Source organism: Pseudomonas sp. BS3782 TE3695, assembly GCF_050435305.1.
Classification (GTDB): domain Bacteria; phylum Pseudomonadota; class Gammaproteobacteria; order Pseudomonadales; family Pseudomonadaceae; genus Aquipseudomonas.
Genome location: NZ_JBNDKB010000001.1, coordinates 1,508,676 through 1,526,147 on the forward strand (window position 1 = coordinate 1,508,676; position 17,472 = coordinate 1,526,147).

General features: G+C 57.5%; 16 protein-coding genes. 6 read left to right on the forward strand and 10 right to left on the reverse strand.

The window, feature by feature from the left end; translation table 11 throughout:
- Positions 1 to 11 precede the first annotated feature (11 nt).
- The 4 genes from ABH909_RS06830 (at position 12) to bfr (ending at position 3,750) form a co-directional block, all read left to right on the forward strand.
- A complete protein-coding gene (locus tag ABH909_RS06830; protein WP_003186012.1) occupies positions 12 to 1,013 on the forward strand; it encodes a DNA-directed RNA polymerase subunit alpha in 1,002 nt (333 codons plus the stop codon).
- Positions 1,014 to 1,055: 42 nt separating this feature from the next.
- Entirely contained in the window at positions 1,056 to 1,442 is a 387-nt protein-coding gene (rplQ, locus tag ABH909_RS06835) for a 50S ribosomal protein L17 (RefSeq protein ID WP_095630588.1), read from the forward strand.
- A gap of 239 nt (positions 1,443 to 1,681) precedes the next feature.
- Positions 1,682 to 3,130, forward strand: a complete 1,449-nt coding sequence (locus tag ABH909_RS06840) for a catalase (protein ID WP_429431455.1) — start codon at positions 1,682 to 1,684, stop codon at positions 3,128 to 3,130.
- A 155-nt stretch (positions 3,131 to 3,285) separates the two neighbouring features.
- Positions 3,286 to 3,750 carry a bacterioferritin gene (gene bfr, locus ABH909_RS06845; protein WP_007896795.1) on the forward strand — a complete coding sequence of 155 codons (465 nt, stop codon included), beginning with the start codon at positions 3,286 to 3,288 and terminating at the stop codon, positions 3,748 to 3,750.
- Between the two features lie 68 nt (positions 3,751 to 3,818).
- Here bfr and uvrA read toward each other — a convergent pair whose 3' ends face one another.
- On the reverse strand, positions 3,819 to 6,653 hold the full coding sequence (uvrA, locus tag ABH909_RS06850) for an excinuclease ABC subunit UvrA (RefSeq protein ID WP_008008903.1): 2,835 nt from the start codon (positions 6,651 to 6,653) through the stop codon (positions 3,819 to 3,821).
- A gap of 191 nt (positions 6,654 to 6,844) precedes the next feature.
- Between uvrA and ABH909_RS06855 the strand changes: the two genes are divergently transcribed.
- Positions 6,845 to 8,242: an MFS transporter gene (locus ABH909_RS06855; RefSeq protein ID WP_429431458.1), complete on the forward strand. Its 1,398-nt coding sequence runs from the start codon at positions 6,845 to 6,847 to the stop codon at positions 8,240 to 8,242.
- 9 nt (positions 8,243 to 8,251) lie between these two features.
- Positions 8,252 to 8,773, forward strand: coding sequence for a single-stranded DNA-binding protein (locus tag ABH909_RS06860; protein WP_429431461.1), 522 nt, complete (start codon positions 8,252 to 8,254; stop codon positions 8,771 to 8,773).
- A 60-nt stretch (positions 8,774 to 8,833) separates the two neighbouring features.
- On the opposite strand, the gene ABH909_RS06865 is transcribed toward ABH909_RS06860, so the two are convergent.
- The 9 genes from ABH909_RS06865 to ABH909_RS06905 all read right to left on the reverse strand — a co-directional run bounded on the left by ABH909_RS06865 (position 8,834) and on the right by ABH909_RS06905 (position 17,351).
- The gene (locus ABH909_RS06865; protein WP_429431463.1) at positions 8,834 to 11,038 is read right to left on the reverse strand and encodes an OsmC domain/YcaO domain-containing protein; all 2,205 of its coding nucleotides are present in this window, start codon (positions 11,036 to 11,038) and stop codon (positions 8,834 to 8,836) included.
- Between the two features lie 106 nt (positions 11,039 to 11,144).
- Entirely contained in the window at positions 11,145 to 12,302 is a 1,158-nt protein-coding gene (locus ABH909_RS06870; RefSeq protein WP_429431466.1) for a glutathionylspermidine synthase family protein, read from the reverse strand.
- Between the two features lie 12 nt (positions 12,303 to 12,314).
- Positions 12,315 to 13,040 carry a DUF1190 domain-containing protein gene (locus ABH909_RS06875; protein ID WP_429431469.1) on the reverse strand — a complete coding sequence of 242 codons (726 nt, stop codon included), beginning with the start codon at positions 13,038 to 13,040 and terminating at the stop codon, positions 12,315 to 12,317.
- Between the two features lie 19 nt (positions 13,041 to 13,059).
- A complete protein-coding gene (locus ABH909_RS06880) occupies positions 13,060 to 13,488 on the reverse strand; it encodes a DUF350 domain-containing protein (protein WP_429431471.1) in 429 nt (142 codons plus the stop codon).
- Between the two features lie 14 nt (positions 13,489 to 13,502).
- The gene (locus ABH909_RS06885) at positions 13,503 to 14,177 is read right to left on the reverse strand and encodes a DUF2491 family protein (RefSeq protein ID WP_429431474.1); all 675 of its coding nucleotides are present in this window, start codon (positions 14,175 to 14,177) and stop codon (positions 13,503 to 13,505) included.
- Positions 14,164 to 15,198, reverse strand: a complete 1,035-nt coding sequence (locus tag ABH909_RS06890) for an ion channel (RefSeq protein ID WP_429431477.1) — start codon at positions 15,196 to 15,198, stop codon at positions 14,164 to 14,166. Before ABH909_RS06890 ends, ABH909_RS06885 begins: the two co-directional genes overlap by 14 nt.
- 71 nt (positions 15,199 to 15,269) lie before the next feature.
- Positions 15,270 to 15,833, reverse strand: coding sequence for a rhomboid family intramembrane serine protease (locus ABH909_RS06895; protein ID WP_429431480.1), 564 nt, complete (start codon positions 15,831 to 15,833; stop codon positions 15,270 to 15,272).
- A gap of 213 nt (positions 15,834 to 16,046) precedes the next feature.
- Positions 16,047 to 16,745 (reverse strand): PspA/IM30 family protein, encoded by a 699-nt coding sequence (locus ABH909_RS06900; RefSeq protein WP_429431483.1) that lies wholly within the window; start codon positions 16,743 to 16,745, stop codon positions 16,047 to 16,049.
- 24 nt (positions 16,746 to 16,769) lie between these two features.
- Complete coding sequence (locus ABH909_RS06905) at positions 16,770 to 17,351, reverse strand: YjfI family protein (protein ID WP_429431486.1); 582 nt, start codon at positions 17,349 to 17,351, stop codon at positions 16,770 to 16,772.
- Between the last annotated feature and the right edge of the window lie 121 nt (positions 17,352 to 17,472).

The following is a 17,472-nucleotide window of genomic DNA, read 5'->3' on the forward strand; positions in this document are numbered from 1 at the left end:
TAGGTGCATCCATGCAGATTTCGGTAAATGAGTTCCTGACACCCCGCCATATTGATGTGCAGGTTGTCAGTCCAACCCGCGCCAAGATCACTCTCGAGCCTCTCGAGCGTGGTTTTGGCCACACCCTGGGCAACGCGCTGCGCCGCATCCTGTTGTCCTCAATGCCCGGCTGTGCAGTAGTCGAGGCCGAGATTGACGGTGTGCTCCATGAGTACAGCGCCATCGAAGGTGTACAGGAAGACGTAATTGAAATCCTGTTGAACCTTAAAGGTCTGGCTATCAAGCTGCACGGTCGAGACGAAGTTACGCTGACCTTGTCGAAGAAGGGTTCGGGGGTGGTTACCGCTGCCGATATTCAGCTGGATCATGATGTCGAGATCGTTAACCCCGATCACGTAATCGCTAACCTGGCGTCTAACGGCGCCCTGAACATGAAGCTCACCGTAGCTCGTGGTCGTGGTTATGAACCGGCAGACTCGCGTCAGAGCGATGAAGACGAAAGCCGCAGCATCGGTCGCTTGCAGCTTGACTCTTCGTTCAGCCCGGTTCGCCGTATCGCTTACGTGGTGGAAAACGCCCGTGTCGAACAGCGTACTAACCTGGACAAGCTGGTTATTGATCTGGAAACCAACGGTACCCTGGATCCTGAAGAGGCTATCCGCCGTGCTGCAACCATCCTGCAACAGCAGTTGGCTGCGTTCGTCGATCTCAAAGGTGACAGTGAGCCAGTGGTTGTCGAGCAGGAAGACGAGATCGATCCGATCCTGCTTCGCCCGGTTGACGATCTGGAACTGACTGTACGTTCGGCTAACTGCCTTAAGGCGGAAAACATCTACTACATCGGCGACCTGATTCAGCGCACCGAAGTAGAGCTGTTGAAGACTCCGAACCTTGGCAAGAAATCCTTGACTGAAATCAAGGACGTTCTGGCCTCCCGCGGTCTGTCCCTCGGCATGCGCCTCGACAACTGGCCGCCTGCAAGTCTTAAGAAGGACGACAAGGCGACTGCCTGATCGTCGTAATCACCGAACGTTGTGTTTGGTAAGGAATGAACCATGCGTCATCGTAAAAGTGGTCGTCACCTGAGCCGCACCAGCTCGCACCGCAAGGCCATGTTTCAAAACATGGCGGTGTCGCTGTTCGAGCACGAGCTGATCAAAACTACACTGCCAAAAGCCAAAGAACTGCGTCGCGTTGCTGAGCCGCTGATCACTTTGGCCAAGACAGACAGTCTGGCTAACCGCCGTCTGGCTTTCGACCGTACTCGTTCGAAAGCTATCGTTGGTAAGCTCTTCAACGACCTGGGCAAGCGTTACGCTACCCGTGAGGGTGGCTACCTGCGCATCCTCAAGTGCGGTTTCCGCGCTGGCGACAACGCGCCTATGGCGTACGTCGAGTTGGTTGATCGTCCTGTCGGCGGTGAAGCTGTATCCGCTGAGTAAGACGTCAGTCTGAAACAAGGAACCGGGCCTAGTGCCCGGTTTTTTGTGCGTGTAAGAAAACGCGCTGTTTGTACAAGCTTCCTGGCAGTTCATGCCTTCAATATATGAGCGGGATAGTTGGTAGTTTTTTTCTATTGATGTCTACAAATTAATGAATTTGTAGGTGTCATGTTGATGGTCAATACTCCCTCCCACGCCGATTAGCCGGCAGCTCAAAAATTGACAGAGGATGAGATCGCATGAGCCAAAACAAAACGCTTACGACCGCCAGTGGCGCTCCTGTCGCCGACAACCAGAATTCCCGCTCCGCCGGCCCACGTGGCCCTTTGCTGCTCGACGATTTCCACCTGATCGAGAAGCTTGCGCACTTCAATCGTGAAAACATTCCTGAGCGTCGTGTACATGCCAAAGGTTCGGGCGCTTATGGTACGTTCACCGTGACTCGCGATATCACCCAGTACACCAGTGCCAAGCTGTTTGAGTCCGTCGGCAAACAAACTCCAACATTCTTGCGATTCTCCACTGTAGGCGGCGAACGCGGTTCGGCCGACACAGAGCGTGATCCACGTGGTTTTGCCCTGAAGTTCTACACAGAAGAAGGCAACTGGGACATCGTCGGTAACAACACACCGGTGTTCTTCATTCGTGATCCGCTGAAATTCCCTGACTTCATCCATACCCAGAAACGCCTGCCGCAAAGCAACCTGAAAAGCGCGCAGATGATGTGGGATTTCTGGTCGCACTCGCCTGAGGCATTGCACCAGATCACCATTTTGTTCTCGGACCGCGGCATCCCTGACGGCTATCGCCACATGCATGGCTTCGGCAGCCACACCTACAGCCTAATCAACGCCAGTGGCGAGCGTCACTGGGTGAAGTGGCACTACAAAACCAGGCAAGGGATCAAGAACCTCGCTCCGGCAGAAGCAGCGCGCCTGGCGGGTACTGATCCGGATTACGCTCAGCGTGACCTGTTCGGCGCGATTGAGCGCGGTGATTTCCCGAAATGGACTGTCAATATCCAGATCATGACCGAGGCCCAAGCCGAGGCGCACTATGAAAACCCGTTTGACGTGACCAAGACCTGGTCGCAGAAAGAGTTTCCATTGATCGAAGTGGGTGAACTTGAACTGAACCGCAATCCGCTGAACTACTTCGCTGAAGTCGAGCAGGCGGCGTTCGGTCCGAGCAATATGGTTCCGGGTGTCGGTCTGTCGCCTGACCGCATGTTGCAAGGTCGCGTATTTGCCTACGCTGACGCTCACCGCTACCGTGTTGGCACCAATCATCAGCAACTGCCGGTGAATGCGTCTCGCAGCCCGGTCAACACTTACCAGCGCGACGGCTCCATGGCGTTCGGCGCCAATGGTGGCGCAACGCCGAACTACGAGCCGAACAGTTACGTAGAATCACCGAAACAGGCACCGCGCTACGCGGAACCGGCTTTGGCCTTGAGTGGCGCGGCTGATCGTTACGATCATCGCGAAGATACCGACTACTACAGCCACGCTGGCGCGCTGTTCCGCCTGATGAGCGATGAGCAGAAAACTCTGCTGATCAATAACATTGCCGGCGCAATGGCTGGTGTTTCCAGCGATGTGGTTGATCGCCAGCTGCAGCATTTCTTCAAGGCTGACCCGGCGTATGGAGAAGCAATCGCAAAGGCGCTCAACGTACAGCTTAACTAAGTCTAAACGATAAGCAGAACCGCCCTCATTTGGGCGGTTTTTGCGTTATTTAAGCTGCTTTTCTAAGAATATCTTCGCTTTTATAGCGTCGGGCGAGTGACCTTCCGGTCAGGTTGGTTCAAACTACAGACTTTCAAGCAGGGAGATGTAGGGCGATGCAAGGTCACCCAGACGTAATCGATTACCTCAACACGTTGCTGACAGGCGAACTGGCAGCCCGTGATCAATATTTCGTCCATTCGCGGATGTATGAGGACTGGGGTTTCACCAAGCTCTACGAACGTATCAACCACGAGATGGAAGAAGAAGCCGGGCACGCTGATGCTCTGATGCGTCGTATTCTGATGCTCGAAGGCACGCCTCGCATGCGTCCGGACGACCTTGATGTGGGCACCACTGTGCCGGACATGCTCGCCGCTGACCTGCGCCTGGAATACAAAGTCCGCGCCGCGCTCTGCAAGGGCATTGAACTCTGCGAGCAGCACAAGGACTATGTCAGCCGCGAGATGCTGCGGGTTCAATTGCATGATACTGAAGAAGACCACACCTACTGGCTTGAAAAGCAGATGGGCCTGATCAAGTTGATCGGTCTCGAGAACTACCTGCAATCCCACGCCTGATTGCACCGATACGAAAAAAGCCCCTGTCACTGAGCAAGTGACAGGGGCTTTTTTGTTTAGCACCGGATTCAGGCCCGATCACGCTCCAGCAGTGGCTTGAGGTAGAAGCCGGTATGCGACTGCTTCATCTCGGACACTTCTTCAGGCGTACCGACGGCAATGATCTGCCCACCCTTGGAACCACCTTCCGGCCCCAGGTCCACCAACCAGTCGGCCGTCTTGATCACGTCCAGGTTGTGCTCGATCACCACCACGGTATTGCCGTGGTCGCGCAGACGATGCAGTACGTCGAGCAGTTGCTGGATATCCGCAAAGTGCAGGCCGGTAGTCGGCTCATCGAGGATGTACAGGGTCTTGCCGGTATCACGCTTGGACAGCTCGCGAGACAGTTTCACCCGCTGGGCTTCACCGCCCGACAGCGTCGTCGCCGATTGCCCCAGCTTGATGTACGAAAGGCCTACGTCCATCAGCGTCTGAAGCTTGCGCGCCAAAGCTGGAACGGCATCGAAGAATACTCGGGCTTCCTCGATGGTCATCTCGAGGGTTTCGTGGATGCTCTTGCCCTTGTACTTGATCTCCAGCGTCTCGCGGTTGTAGCGCTTGCTCTTGCAGACGTCGCACGGGACATAGATGTCCGGCAGGAAGTGCATTTCCACCTTGATCAGGCCATCGCCCTGACAGGCTTCGCAGCGTCCGCCCTTCACGTTGAAGGAGAAACGCCCCGGCCCGTAACCGCGGGAGCGCGATTCCGGCACGCCGGCGAATAACTCGCGAATCGGCGTGAACAGCCCGGTATAGGTCGCGGGGTTGGAGCGCGGTGTGCGACCGATCGGGCTCTGGTCGATGTCCACAACCTTGTCCAGATGTTCCAGGCCTTTAATGCTGTCGTGAGCAGCCGCTTCCAGTGTCGTTGCCCCATTGAGTGCCGTAGCGCTCAAAGGAAACAGTGTGTTGTTGATCAGCGTCGATTTGCCCGAACCGGAAACACCCGTCACGCAGGTCAACAGGCCGATCGGAATCTCCAGATCGACATTGCGCAAATTGTTGCCGCGAGCGCCCTTGAGAGCTAGCGACAACTTCTTGTTACGCGGCGTGCGTTTGGCTGGCACTGCGATCTTTACTCGCCCCGACAAGTACTTGCCGGTCAGCGAATCAGGGTGAGCCATGACTTCGGCCGGCGTACCTTCGGCGACGATATGCCCACCGTGCACACCCGCGCCCGGGCCGATATCCACCACATAATCGGCCAGACGAATCGCGTCTTCGTCATGCTCGACCACGATCACGGTGTTGCCAATATCCCGCAGGTGTTTGAGGGTACCCAGCAACCGATCATTGTCCCGTTGATGCAGGCCAATCGACGGCTCATCGAGGATATACAGAACCCCCACCAGACCGGCGCCAATCTGACTGGCCAAGCGAATCCGCTGGGCCTCACCGCCGGATAGTGTGTCGGCACTGCGATCCAGTGACAGATAATCCAGGCCAACATTGACCAGAAACTGCAGTCGCTCGCGGATTTCCTTGAGAATCTTGTCGGCGATCTCGCCACGGCGACCGGTCAGTTTCAGTACGCCGAAATATTCGCAGGCGTCGCCAATCGGCAGATTGGTCACCGCCGGCAAGGTCTTCTCGCCAACCCACACGTGCCGCGCCTCGCGACGCAGACGAGTGCCGCGGCAATCCGGGCAGGGCTGGGTGCTGAGGAATTTGGCGAGTTCTTCACGGACCGAAGCCGATTCGGTTTCGCGGTAGCGGCGTTCCAGATTCGGCACGATGCCTTCGAACGGATGCGAACGTTTGACGATGTCGCCGCGGTCGTTCAGGTACTTGAAGTCGACGTTCTGCGAGCCACTGCCATGCAGGATGAATTTCTGCTGATCGGCCGGCAAATCGTTGAACGGCACTTCAAGGCTGAACTTGTAGTGCGAGGCCAGCGAGCCGAGCATCTGGAAGTAATAGACATTGCGCCGGTCCCAGCCGCGAATGGCGCCTTCGGCCAGGGTCAGCTCACCGTTCACCAATCGTTTGGTGTCGAAGAACTGTTTCACCCCCAGACCATCGCAGGTCGGGCAGGCGCCGGCCGGGTTGTTGAAGGAAAACAGCTTGGGTTCCAGCTCGCTGATGGCGTGGCCGCAGATCGGGCAGGCGAAGCGCGCGGAGAAGATGATTTCTTCGCCGGGCTCGTCGTCCATTGGCGCCACCAGCGCAATACCGTCCGCCAGTTTCAGCGCGGTCTCGAATGATTCGGCCAGGCGCTGTTGCAGATCGGCGCGGACCTTGAAGCGGTCGACCACGACGTCGATCGAATGCTTCTTCTGTTTATCCAGCTTCGGCAGCTCGTCCAGCTCACAAAGCCTGCCGTTGACCCGGGCCCGCACAAAACCCTGGGCGCGCAGTTCTTCGAAGACCGAAAGATGTTCGCCTTTGCGCTCACGGATCACCGGGGCCAGCAGCATCAGTTTGCTGCCCTCCGGTTGGGCCAGCACCAGGTCGACCATCTGGCTGACGGTCTGGGCTTCCAGCGGAATGTCGTGGTCCGGGCAGCGCGGAATACCAACGCGAGCGTAGAGCAAGCGCAGGTAGTCGTAGATTTCGGTAATGGTGCCAACCGTCGAGCGCGGGTTGTGCGAGGTCGACTTCTGTTCGATAGAGATCGCTGGCGACAGACCTTCGATGGTGTCGACGTCAGGTTTTTCCATCATCGACAGGAACTGCCGGGCGTAGGCCGACAGTGATTCGACGTAACGACGCTGGCCTTCGGCGTACAGCGTGTCGAAGGCCAGGGACGACTTGCCGGATCCAGACAGGCCGGTGATAACGATCAGTTTGTCCCGTGGCAGGGTCAGGTCGATGTTCTTCAGGTTGTGGGTTCGGGCCCCACGAATCAGGATCTTGTCCAAAGTGGCCTCGCTCGGCGGGCGTCGAAAACGTAGGAGTATACGGCCAAATACTGGATGGATGCACACTATCAAATGCGGGGCGCGCAGCGTTGGATGAAGACTGTGTCATCTGTACGCGTCATAGCGTCGCGATATACCCCGTCAATCGATGGGACTGGTAGAATCGCCGCCGGTTCACATGAGGTTTTTCCATGCACGATCCCCACAGCGAACGCATGAGTGGCAGTGAGACCCGCGCAGCAAGCGGTCTGGCCCTGGTGTTCGCCTTCCGTATGCTTGGCATGTTCATGGTGTTGCCGGTTCTGGCGACCTATGGGATGGACCTGGCAGGAGCGACCCCGGCCCTCATCGGGTTGGCGATTGGCGCTTACGGCCTGACTCAGGCGATCTTTCAGATTCCTTTCGGCTTCATTTCCGACCGCATCGGTCGTCGTCCGGTGATTTACCTGGGCCTGATCATCTTCGCCCTGGGGAGTGTGCTGGCGGCCAATGCCGATTCGATCTGGGGCGTTATCGCCGGACGAATCCTGCAAGGTGCCGGGGCGATTTCCGCGGCGGTCATGGCGTTACTGTCAGACCTGACCCGGGAGCAGCATCGGACCAAAGCGATGGCCATGATCGGCATGACGATTGGTCTGTCATTCGCTGTCGCCATGGTTGCAGGACCATTGCTGACCCGTGTTTTTGGCCTGTCCGGATTGTTCTTCGCCACCGGCGGCATGGCGCTGGTCGGTATCGTCATCGTGATGTTCATGGTGCCGCGCGCAACCGGGCCGTTGCAGCACCGTGAATCAGGCGTCGCGCGCCAGGCGCTGATACCGACACTCAAGCATCCCGACCTGCTGCGTCTGGACCTGGGTATTTTTGTGTTGCACGCGATGTTGATGTCGAGCTTCGTGGCATTGCCCCTGGCCTTGGTCGAAAAAGCCGGACTGCCCAAGGAGCAGCATTGGTGGGTGTACCTGACCGCGCTGCTGATTTCCTTCTTCGCCATGATCCCGTTCATTATCTACGGCGAGAAGCGACGCAAAATGAAACGAGTTTTGCTCGGCGCCGTCGTGACGCTGATGCTCACTGAGCTATTCTTCTGGCAGTTCGGCGATAGCTTGCGGGCGCTGGTGATCGGTACGGTGGTGTTCTTTACCGCGTTCAATCTGCTGGAAGCCTCCTTGCCATCGCTGATCAGCAAGGTTTCACCGGCAGGCGGCAAAGGCACGGCAATGGGGGTTTATTCCACCAGTCAGTTCCTCGGTTCGGCACTGGGCGGGATCCTCGGCGGCTGGATGTTCCAGCACGGCGGTTTGTCGGTTGTCTTCCTCGGATGCGCCGGCCTGGCTGCCCTCTGGCTGGCCTTTGCTGTTACCATGCGCGAACCACCTTACGTGACGAGCCTGCGCTTGCCGTTGTCGCCCGAGGCGATCCGCGAAGCGGGTCTGGTCGAGCGCCTGAAGGCCGTCGTAGGGGTAACAGATGCAGTGATCGTCGAAGATGAAGCGGCGATTTACATCAAACTGGACACAGAACTATTGGATCGCACCACCCTTGAGCGCCTGGTGAACAACCCGGCCGGGGCAGCGTGCGTAGCCTAGGAGAACGTTATGGCCCGTGGGGTTAACAAAGTCATATTGGTCGGCACTTGCGGCCAGGATCCCGAAGTTCGCTACTTGCCTAACGGTAACGCCGTGACCAACCTGAGTCTGGCGACCAGCGAACAGTGGACCGACAAGCAAACCGGTCAGAAGGTCGAGAAGACCGAATGGCACCGTGTTTCGATGTTCGGCAAGGTTGCTGAAATTGCCGGCGAATACCTGCGTAAAGGTTCGCAGGTGTACATCGAAGGCAAGCTGCAGACCCGCGAGTGGGAAAAAGACGGTATCAAGCGTTACACCACTGAAATCGTGGTCGACATGCAAGGCACCATGCAATTGCTGGGCGGCCGTCCACAGCAGGGCGATCAACAAGGCGGGGGCAATAACTACCAGCAGTCCGCCCCGGCTCCACGCCAACAGGCTCCGCGTCCGCAGTCGGCACCGCAACAGTCGCGTCCGGCTCCACAGCAGCAGGCCGCACAGCAGCCGGCTCCGGATTTCGACAGCTTTGATGACGATATTCCGTTCTAAAAACAGTAAGTAACAAAAAAGCGAAGCCAGTAATCTGGCTTCGCTTTTTTGTGGGCGCTGTTAACTGAATACAGCAGTCACATTGGCCCGTGCCGAGTGCAGTTTCTTGTAGCTGTCGATCAACCGCAGGTGCCTGTCGAGCCCCTCCAGTTTCATGCTGGTCGGCGTCAAGCCATGGAAGCGCACGCTGCCGTCCACCGATCCGATTGCGGCATCTGTGCGCTCATTGCCAAACATCCGGCGGAAATTGGCCTCGTAGTCTTCCAGTTCCAGGTCCTCGTCCAGCTTCATCTCCAGCACCACATTGACGGCCTGGTAGAACAAGCCACGCTCAACCGTGTTGTCGTTGTACTGCAGGAACATTTCCACCGCCTCTTTCGCCTCTTCGAATTTCTGCAAGGCGAGATAAATCAGCAGCTTCAGCTCCAGGATCGTCAGCTGACCCCACGCGGTATTGTCGTCAAATTCGATGCCGATCAAGGTGGTGATGTCGGTGTAGTCGTCCAGCTCGCTTTCTACCAGACGCTCAACCAGCGCTTGCAGTTCTTCATCGTCCAGGCGATGCAGGTTCAGGATGTCGGTGCGGAAGAACAGCGCTTTGTTGGTGTTATCCCAGATCAGATCGTCTGCGGGATAGATTTCCGAATAGTTCGGCACCAGGATGCGGCACGCCTTCGCGCCGATATGCTCGTAGACCGCCATGTACACTTCCTTGCCCATGCCTTCGAGAATGCCGAACAAGGTCGCGGCTTCCTCGGCATTCGAGTTTTCGCCTTGGCCAGAGAAGTCCCACTCCACGAATTCATAATCCGATTTGGCACTGAAGAAGCGCCACGACACCACGCCGCTGGAGTCGATAAAGTGCTCGACGAAGTTATTCGGTTCGGTCACCGCATGCCCTTCAAACGTCGGCTGGGGCAAGTCATTGAGGCCTTCGAAGCTGCGGCCCTGCAACAGTTCGGTCAGGCTGCGTTCCAGCGCCACTTCCAGGCTCGGATGCGCGCCGAACGAGGCGAACACACCGCCGGTACGCGGGTTCATCAACGTGACGCACATCACCGGGAACTCACCGCCCAGGGACGCATCCTTCACCAACACCGGGAACCCTTGCGCTTCCAGCGCCTGAATCCCGGCCAGTATCCCGGGGTACTTCGCCAGCACCTCGGCCGGCACATCCGGCAAGGCAAATTCACCTTCGATGATTTCGCGTTTTACCGCGCGCTCGAAGATCTCCGACAGGCACTGCACCTGGGCTTCGGCCAGCGTGTTACCGGCACTCATGCCGTTGCTCAGGAACAGGTTTTCAACCAGGTTAGACGGGAAATACACCACCTCGCCGTCCGACTGGCGCACGTACGGCAGCGAGCAGATGCCGCGTTCTTCATTGCCCGAGTTGGTATCGATCAAATGGGAGCCACGCAACTCGCCGTCGCGGTTGTAAATCTTCAGGCAGTACTCGTCGAGAATCTCGGTGGGTAGCTCATCTTTACGACCAGGCTTGAACCAGCGTTCGTCCGGGTAGTGCACAAACGCTGCGTTGGCGATGTCTTCGCCCCAGAACTGGTCGTTGTAGAAAAAGTTGCAGTTGAGTCGCTCGATAAATTCGCCCAGCGCCGAGGCCAACGCGCCTTCCTTGGTCGCACCCTTGCCGTTGGTAAAGCACAGCGGCGAGTGCGCATCGCGGATGTGCAGCGACCACACATTGGGCACGATATTGCGCCACGAGGCGATTTCAATCTTCATGCCCAGGTCCGCCAGAAGGGCCGACATATTGGCGATGGTTTGCTCCAGCGGCAGATCCTTGCCCGCGATATAAGTGCTCGCCTCCGAACGGGACGCAGGCATTAGCAACGCCTGGGCATCGGCGTCGAGGTTTTCGACTTCTTCGATCACAAACTCAGGCCCGGCTTGCACCACTTTTTTCACGGTGCAACGGTCGATGGAACGCAGGATGCCCTGGCGATCCTTGTCGCAGATGTCCGCCGGCAACTCGACCTGGATCTTGAAAATCTGGTTGTAGCGGTTTTCCGGATCGACAATGTTGTTCTGCGACAGGCGGATGTTATCCGTGGGAATACTGCGCGTGTCGCAGTACAACTTCACGAAATAAGCTGCACACAACGCTGACGAAGCCAGGAAGTAATCGAACGGACCCGGTGCCGAACCATCGCCCTTGTAGCGAATAGGTTGATCGGCCACCACCGTGAAGTCATCGAACTTGGCTTCAAGTCGAAGGTTGTCGAGAAAGTTGACCTTGATTTCCATGGGGGATTACCAGAATAACGGCTAAACGAATGGCCGCCATTATCCGGTATTTCAGCCGTAAGTCTTGTGGGCATCTTGCTTATGTCCACCCTCGGCGATGGATGGGTCAGTCGAGTATCAGGTGCGGCAAGAACCGGCTCGAATCCTTGGTGATCAAACTGTTGTCTTCGCGCACGCCAATACCGGCCGCCTGATCGCCGATGACCCAAGAGCCAATCAGCGTAAAGCTGTCGCCAAACTTCGGCAGTGGAGCGAACTCCTGAAGGATAAACGGCGCGTCGGTGTAGGGCCCGTCCTCTTTTACGATCAGACCGTCAGCCGTTTGCAGCTCGATGTTGGCGCCTTCCCGGGAGAAGAACGGTTTGCGCACCCAGCCTTTGGGCACCGCTTTGCCTGGGTCGGTATCCAGGTGCGCCGCCAGCAGGTTCGGGTGACCTTTATTGAACTCCCACAGCAGCGGCAAGATGCCTTTGTTGGAAATAATGGATTTCCAGGCCGGCTCGAAAAACTGGGTGTCGCTCTGGGCAATCGCTGCACCAAATGGCTCATGGAAGATGAACTCCCAGGCATGCAGCTTGAACAGGTGAGGAATCCAGCGATCTTCCAAGTCGACGAAACGTCCTTCATGGGTGAGGCCGATGTCTTCGATATCGATGTGTCGTGATTCGATGCCGACCTTTTCCGCGATCAGGCGCAAGTAGTCGGTGGTGCCTTTGTCTTCGACCGAGTCTTTCATCGAGGCGAAGTAGAAGGGCTGCTTGAGCTGCAGCTGGGCGAAGGCCTGATGCAGCTTGGTGTCGATGCTGTTGAACTGGTCGGCATGTTTGGGCAGCAAGCCGCGTTCGATGCATTGCTCCAGCCAGCCCCACTGAAACGCCGCCGCTTCATACAGGCTGGTCGGCGTGTCGTAGTTGAGTTCCAGCAGCTTGGCGGGTCCGCTGCCGTTATAGGAGAAATCCATGCGCCCATACAGATGCGGGTGACCTTCGAGCCATGACGTGCGAACCAAGTCGAAGAATGGCGCGGGAATGCTCAGGCGCTCCAGCAATTCCTCGCTCTGCACCACGCGGGCCACCAGGTCCATGCACATCTCATGAATCTCGGTGGTCGGGTCTTCGAGATCGTTTTCAATCTGTTTGAGCGTGAACTGGTAATACGCGCCCTCGTCCCAATAGGGTTCGTCGTCGATGGTATGGAACAGAAAGCCGAGATTTTCGGCGGTCTGTTTCCAGTCATGACGCTCTGCGCAGAGGATCTTCTTCATGGTGCTCGTTCCTTAACTGCTCGATCGGCCAGCGCTGCTCGAACCGCCCCAACCGCTGCGGGCGCTGGCCTTGCTGCCGAAACCGCCACGAGACGTGGACGAGGCAACGGACATCGGCTTGCTGGCGGAGGCGCGGATCGAGTCGGTGTAGCTGCTGCCGTACCTCGCCTGATTGGACTTGGTAAAGGTCGAGCCTTTCGCAATCCGTTGACCAAGCGTTGAGGAGCCGTAGTTGCCGCGATCATCGCGGTAGCGGTAGACCGGCTGGGAGTAATAGCTGTTGCGGTTGCTGCTCAGCATGTTGCCGATCAGCAGGCCGGTCAGCAGGCTGGTGCCGGAGAACCCGGAACCTCCACTGTTCGCTTCCGAGGCGGGTAATTGAGCCTTGGCTGCGTCCACTTGGGATTGTGTTACCTCGCCATCGGCAGTCAGCTCGAAACCACCCAGCTTGGGGATGAACTTGCCGGCCGAATCCTGTTGGCACCAGTCGGCGACAAAGTCGGCATCGCAATCGGCCTGGTTGTCGTAGACCGGCGCGATGCGGCGGTGTTCGGCCATGGCGCTCATGTAGGCATCAGAGCAGACGTCTACCGGTAGCTTTTCATCGGCGCACTGCTGAACGGACTGGAAGTTGTACTTCTTCTGCACCGGGTAGGTTTTTTCCGCTTGCCCGCAGCCTGATATGGCCATGGCGACCGACGCGGCCAGCGAGAGCTGAACGTACTTGCTTCGTTTCATCGGGATCTCCGTGGCGCAATCAGTTCTGGGAAGGGGTCATGCAGGCGGCGTTCAACATGCCAACGCTGATGGCCACTGCCGCGACATAGATACCCGCAGCGATTTCGCCTTTTTTAATCCGTTCAGAGGCGCCTTTAAGCACCAGGCTGGTCACCAGAAACGCCAGCAGTTGTACGAAAGCGGCGATCACTGCCCAGACGACGAAGTCCAGAATGCTGATCGAATAGGCGATCACATTGCTGGCCGGAATGGCGAAACCGATGATGGCGCCGCCCAGTGCAACCGAGGCCGCAACGTTGCCAGAACGGATCAGTTCGAACTCTCTGTGCGGGGTGATTCGGGTATAGATGAATTGGAACAACGCGAACAGCACGGTGGCGCCGAGGATGTACAACACAAACCCGAGCACGGCGGCTTTGTTCAGGGAGATGGAGAGCGCTTCGAGCATGGACTTCTTCCTTTTTAAAAAGTGTTCAGGTCAGTGGTGTACAACGAAATGCCCAGCGAAGTGCTCAAGCTGATGGTGCCTTCGGCGTCTTCTTCGACGGAAAACAGCAGGAATTCCCGGCGATCGGTCAGGCCGGTTTCGCGGGCATACAGCATCGAACGGTGCTCGATGCTGTAGGACTCATCCGGGTTTTTCAGGTGTTCGCTCAGCGCCACCAGTTCTGTCTGGCCGTTCTCGGTGCCCCATTCGCGAGTGTATTCGACACCGTTGTGGGTGTAGCTCGGCAGGCCGATCAAGCTTTCAGGACCGGCCAGTCGACGCAACTCTGACTCACTGTTGATGGTGATGTAGCTGAGGTAATTGAACAGGATCACCGACTCGACCTGGCCGGCGATGTCGCCGGTGGTATGCACTTGCAGCCAATGGTCTTCGTCGTTCATGTAATAGCGTGACAGCCAGGTCGACTGCCCGAGATCAACAGTGCCAGCGCTCCAGATCTGTTGGGAGCCGGGGATGACCACATCGGTGTTGCCATCGAGCAACAGTTTCAGGGTCGTGTCGAACATCACGCCTTTGCCCAATGCCAGGCCCAGCGGGCCGATGGCGGGCAGGGTTTCGCTGGCTGTCCATTTCGATTCCGGATTCGCTTTCGGGGCCTCAAGCCCCATCAACTGTTTAAACCATCCCATTGGTGATTTCCTTGAGGCGAGAGGAGGCGATGTAGAAGAGTTCGCCGCCCTCAACGCGAGTGGCGCCGGGCGGGTTGATCCACGGCTGTCGGACGCCTTTGGCGCGGTAGCCAATGAGGGTCGCGTTGTGCTGTTCTTTCATCTGTGCGTACAGATCGCCGAACGTGGCTTCAAAGGTCTCGGGCAGTTTCATCAGGTACTGGGTGGCGCCTTGACCCACGCACAGCAATTCATTGATGACCGCGGATGAGCCCGGATCCTGGGAGGCGCGTACCAACATCTCGATGGCCATGCTCGAGGTGCATTCCAGACTGGGCGCGTAGGCGCTGGCAAGGGCGGCGATTTCGCTTTCATTGAAGTGGGCGACCACATGGCCGACGGGGCTCAATTGATTGATCGCCAGGACGGTGGCCAGTGTCAGGTCGTCTGAATGGGTTCGCACCAGCACGCGTTCGGCACCGGGGACACCGGCTCGCAGCAACAGCGCGGCAGAGGACAGGCTTTCGCCCTTGATAAAGTCCGCTTTACCCGGCATGGGATTTTCTTCGAGGTCGCAATCGCAAATGACGATCAGGTTGTCATTGGAGGTTTCGTCCTGCAGCAATAATTCAATAACCCGCTCGCTGGATGCGCCTTCCCAGCCAATGAGAACGGTATGGCCGACCTTGCCGGTGAAATCGCCTTTGCCCTTCATGCCTTTTCTCCATACATCGATGACACTGCTGGTGGTTTTGCCGATGGCTGCCGTCAGCAGCGCAATGCCCCCGAGCATGACCCAGGTGGCCACGAAAATTCGTCCCGCCGATGTCTGTGGCGCGAGATCGCCATAGCCGACGGTGAGCGTGGTGGTGAGATAGAAATAGGTAAACGTGGCGGGAGCGGTGAGGTGTTGTTCGCCCAGAAGCACCAGTCCGAGATAGGCCGTGCTCAGGTGTATACCCAACGCAATGGCCAGGCCTGCCCAGCCGAACCGATGGAAGAAGGACGAGGCGTACGTGCGCAGCAAAAGGAAAATCGACATTACATCCCTGACTCCGTGGGGGCTCGTTCCTGGCGAGGTAATCGCTCTGGCGTCTGAGTGCTCAAGTGCGGTTACCGGGTGGCATTAAACCTGCTGCGCGGCGTGGATAACAGTACTTTTGCTGCAATAAATCCGGCGATCGCACCAAAGATATGCCCTTCGAAGGACATGCCATGGCGAGGAAGGAAGCCAAAGATCAAGCCGCCATAGAGCAGGACCACGACACTGGCCGTGATCAGATTGCTCCAACTCCTCTGGAACCAGGCGCGCGACAGCAGGTACGCCCACAGCCCGAATACCCATCCGCTGGCACCGATGTGCACGCCTGCAAACCCGAACAGCCAGACCAGCGAACCGCCCAGCAGAATAATGATGGTGCTGACGGCGATGAACCGGCTGAGCCCTTCGACAATGACCAAAGTACCGAGGATCAAAAAGGCAATCAGGTTGGTGCTCAGGTGGGCAAAGGACCCGTGCAAGAAAGGCGAGGTGATGATACCGACCAGTCCCTGCAGTGTTCTCGGCACCAGGCCGAAGGCAATAAGGTTGTAGCCGGTCGCCACATTGAGCAGTTGCAGCGCGACCATGAAAAGGGCCACGCCTGCGATTGTCTTGAAACCCTTCAGGGCATCCATCCATGACCTCGAGTCGGCTGTCAGTTAAGAGATAGAACAAGCACTGAGTAAAATTGTGGCGAGGGAGCTTGCTCCCGCTGGACTGCGCAGCAGTCCTGTTTTTTGGGACCGCTTCGCGGCCCAGCGGGAGCAAGCTCCCTCGCCACAGGTTCAGTGCGCTTGACTGACTGACATCAAGGCAATGAATGTCCTTCCTTGCGCGCAGTAACCGGTTTACTCAGCCGATTTTTTCTTCAGGCGTTCCAGAATCGCATTGGCGCTGCCTTCGTTCGGCGTGATGCCGGCATCGCGCAACTTGCGCTCAAGGTCGGTGCCGGTCGACGCATCGGCCAGTTGGTCCTGGGCTTCCAGTTCCGCGGCGCGTTGCTGCTGCTTGGCTTGCAGACGGTTCAGCGTACCGACGGCGGTTTCCAGCTTGCCGTTGGCGCCGCCACTGGCGATCGAAGCACTGACCTGGGCTTTCTGTACGCTTTCTCGCGCCTTGGCCATGTCCACTTGCTGACGCAGGCTTTTGATGCGGCTTTCAGCCTTGGTGATGTCTTTACGCATGTTCTCAGCGTAACCGCCGAATTCGGTGGCCTGCTTTTGCTCGACATCCAGTTCATTGGTCAGGGTCGAAATGGCTTCGGCCACTTCCAGTGCCAGGTCTTCGCGGTTGGCCTGGATCGCGGCCAGGGCCTTGGATTCCAGATCCTTGATCTTGGCGTTGTACTCGTTGACGCGATCAGCCGACAGTTTGTGCTTGGCCATGATAGTGACCAGCTCACGCTTGGCGTTGGCCAGCGCGCTGTCAGCATCGCGAATTTCCTGGTCAAGAATGCGCAGGGCCTGTTGGTCGACGATCGATTCGCCGACTTCGTTGGCACCGCCACGCAACGCGGTGAACAATTTGCTCCAGATGGACTGAGTCATTGGATATTTCCTGTTCCCGAAAAGTTAGATGAAGAAGCGTTCAAAGGCTTCGCTGGCGCGCTGGACGTTGTCGACGAGGGTTTTGACCTCGGTCACGACGTTGGTCAGGCTGGAGTCGGAGCTGAGTGCGCCGAACATGTTGTAAACGATCTGCCCGTTGGGCATGGACTCGATTCCGATCGAGGACAGCGGGAACATTTCCCGGCTGCGCAGAACGGCATCGTTGAATGCCGGTACGTCGTTGATGGACTCGATATCGACCAGAACGGTATCGACGATGATCTGATCGCCAACCACTGCGATGTAAATCGGCAAGCCACCGAACTCGTTCATGTCCAGCTTGATGCTGGACTCGACGCCTTGAACGAGGGAGAGGGTGATGTCGTTCGAAACCACTTCGTCGAGGGCCTGAAGGGCGCTGTAGAGGCGATCGATGTTCCAGTTATTACCTGCGCTCATGTAATTCTCCGACATGAATGAGCCAGCCAGGATCGGTTGGCGTAGCTGTTTCTCCATCTGCTTGAGCAGGCTTCGATTTTCGGGAAGCACCCAAGTCTCGTGTTTCACATAACCGGCGGCACCCAGGCCCGCGCGCATCTGCTTCATGTAGAAGCTGGATGGTTTTTTCGCGGACGGTTTTGAGCGCTCTCCCTTTTGGCTCGCTGAATCGCTAACAGATCCGGTAGGCGGATCTGATGGAGAGCTGCTTTTCATGATGCTGGCCTCG

Coding starts and splice junctions, on each gene's coding strand:
- ABH909_RS06830 (WP_003186012.1), top strand. CDS start 12: ATGCAGATTTCGGTAAATGAGTTCCTGACACCCCGCCATATTGATGTG.
- rplQ (WP_095630588.1), top strand. CDS start 1,056: ATGCGTCATCGTAAAAGTGGTCGTCACCTGAGCCGCACCAGCTCGCAC.
- ABH909_RS06840 (WP_429431455.1), top strand. CDS start 1,682: ATGAGCCAAAACAAAACGCTTACGACCGCCAGTGGCGCTCCTGTCGCC.
- bfr (WP_007896795.1), top strand. CDS start 3,286: ATGCAAGGTCACCCAGACGTAATCGATTACCTCAACACGTTGCTGACA.
- ABH909_RS06855 (WP_429431458.1), top strand. CDS start 6,845: ATGCACGATCCCCACAGCGAACGCATGAGTGGCAGTGAGACCCGCGCA.
- ABH909_RS06860 (WP_429431461.1), top strand. CDS start 8,252: ATGGCCCGTGGGGTTAACAAAGTCATATTGGTCGGCACTTGCGGCCAG.
- ABH909_RS06865 (WP_429431463.1), bottom strand. CDS start 11,038: ATGGAAATCAAGGTCAACTTTCTCGACAACCTTCGACTTGAAGCCAAG.
- ABH909_RS06870 (WP_429431466.1), bottom strand. CDS start 12,302: ATGAAGAAGATCCTCTGCGCAGAGCGTCATGACTGGAAACAGACCGCC.
- ABH909_RS06875 (WP_429431469.1), bottom strand. CDS start 13,040: ATGAAACGAAGCAAGTACGTTCAGCTCTCGCTGGCCGCGTCGGTCGCC.
- ABH909_RS06880 (WP_429431471.1), bottom strand. CDS start 13,488: ATGCTCGAAGCGCTCTCCATCTCCCTGAACAAAGCCGCCGTGCTCGGG.
- ABH909_RS06885 (WP_429431474.1), bottom strand. CDS start 14,177: ATGGGATGGTTTAAACAGTTGATGGGGCTTGAGGCCCCGAAAGCGAAT.
- ABH909_RS06890 (WP_429431477.1), bottom strand. CDS start 15,198: ATGTCGATTTTCCTTTTGCTGCGCACGTACGCCTCGTCCTTCTTCCAT.
- ABH909_RS06895 (WP_429431480.1), bottom strand. CDS start 15,833: ATGGATGCCCTGAAGGGTTTCAAGACAATCGCAGGCGTGGCCCTTTTC.
- ABH909_RS06900 (WP_429431483.1), bottom strand. CDS start 16,745: ATGACTCAGTCCATCTGGAGCAAATTGTTCACCGCGTTGCGTGGCGGT.
- ABH909_RS06905 (WP_429431486.1), bottom strand. CDS start 17,351: ATGAAGCAGATGCGCGCGGGCCTGGGTGCCGCCGGTTATGTGAAACAC.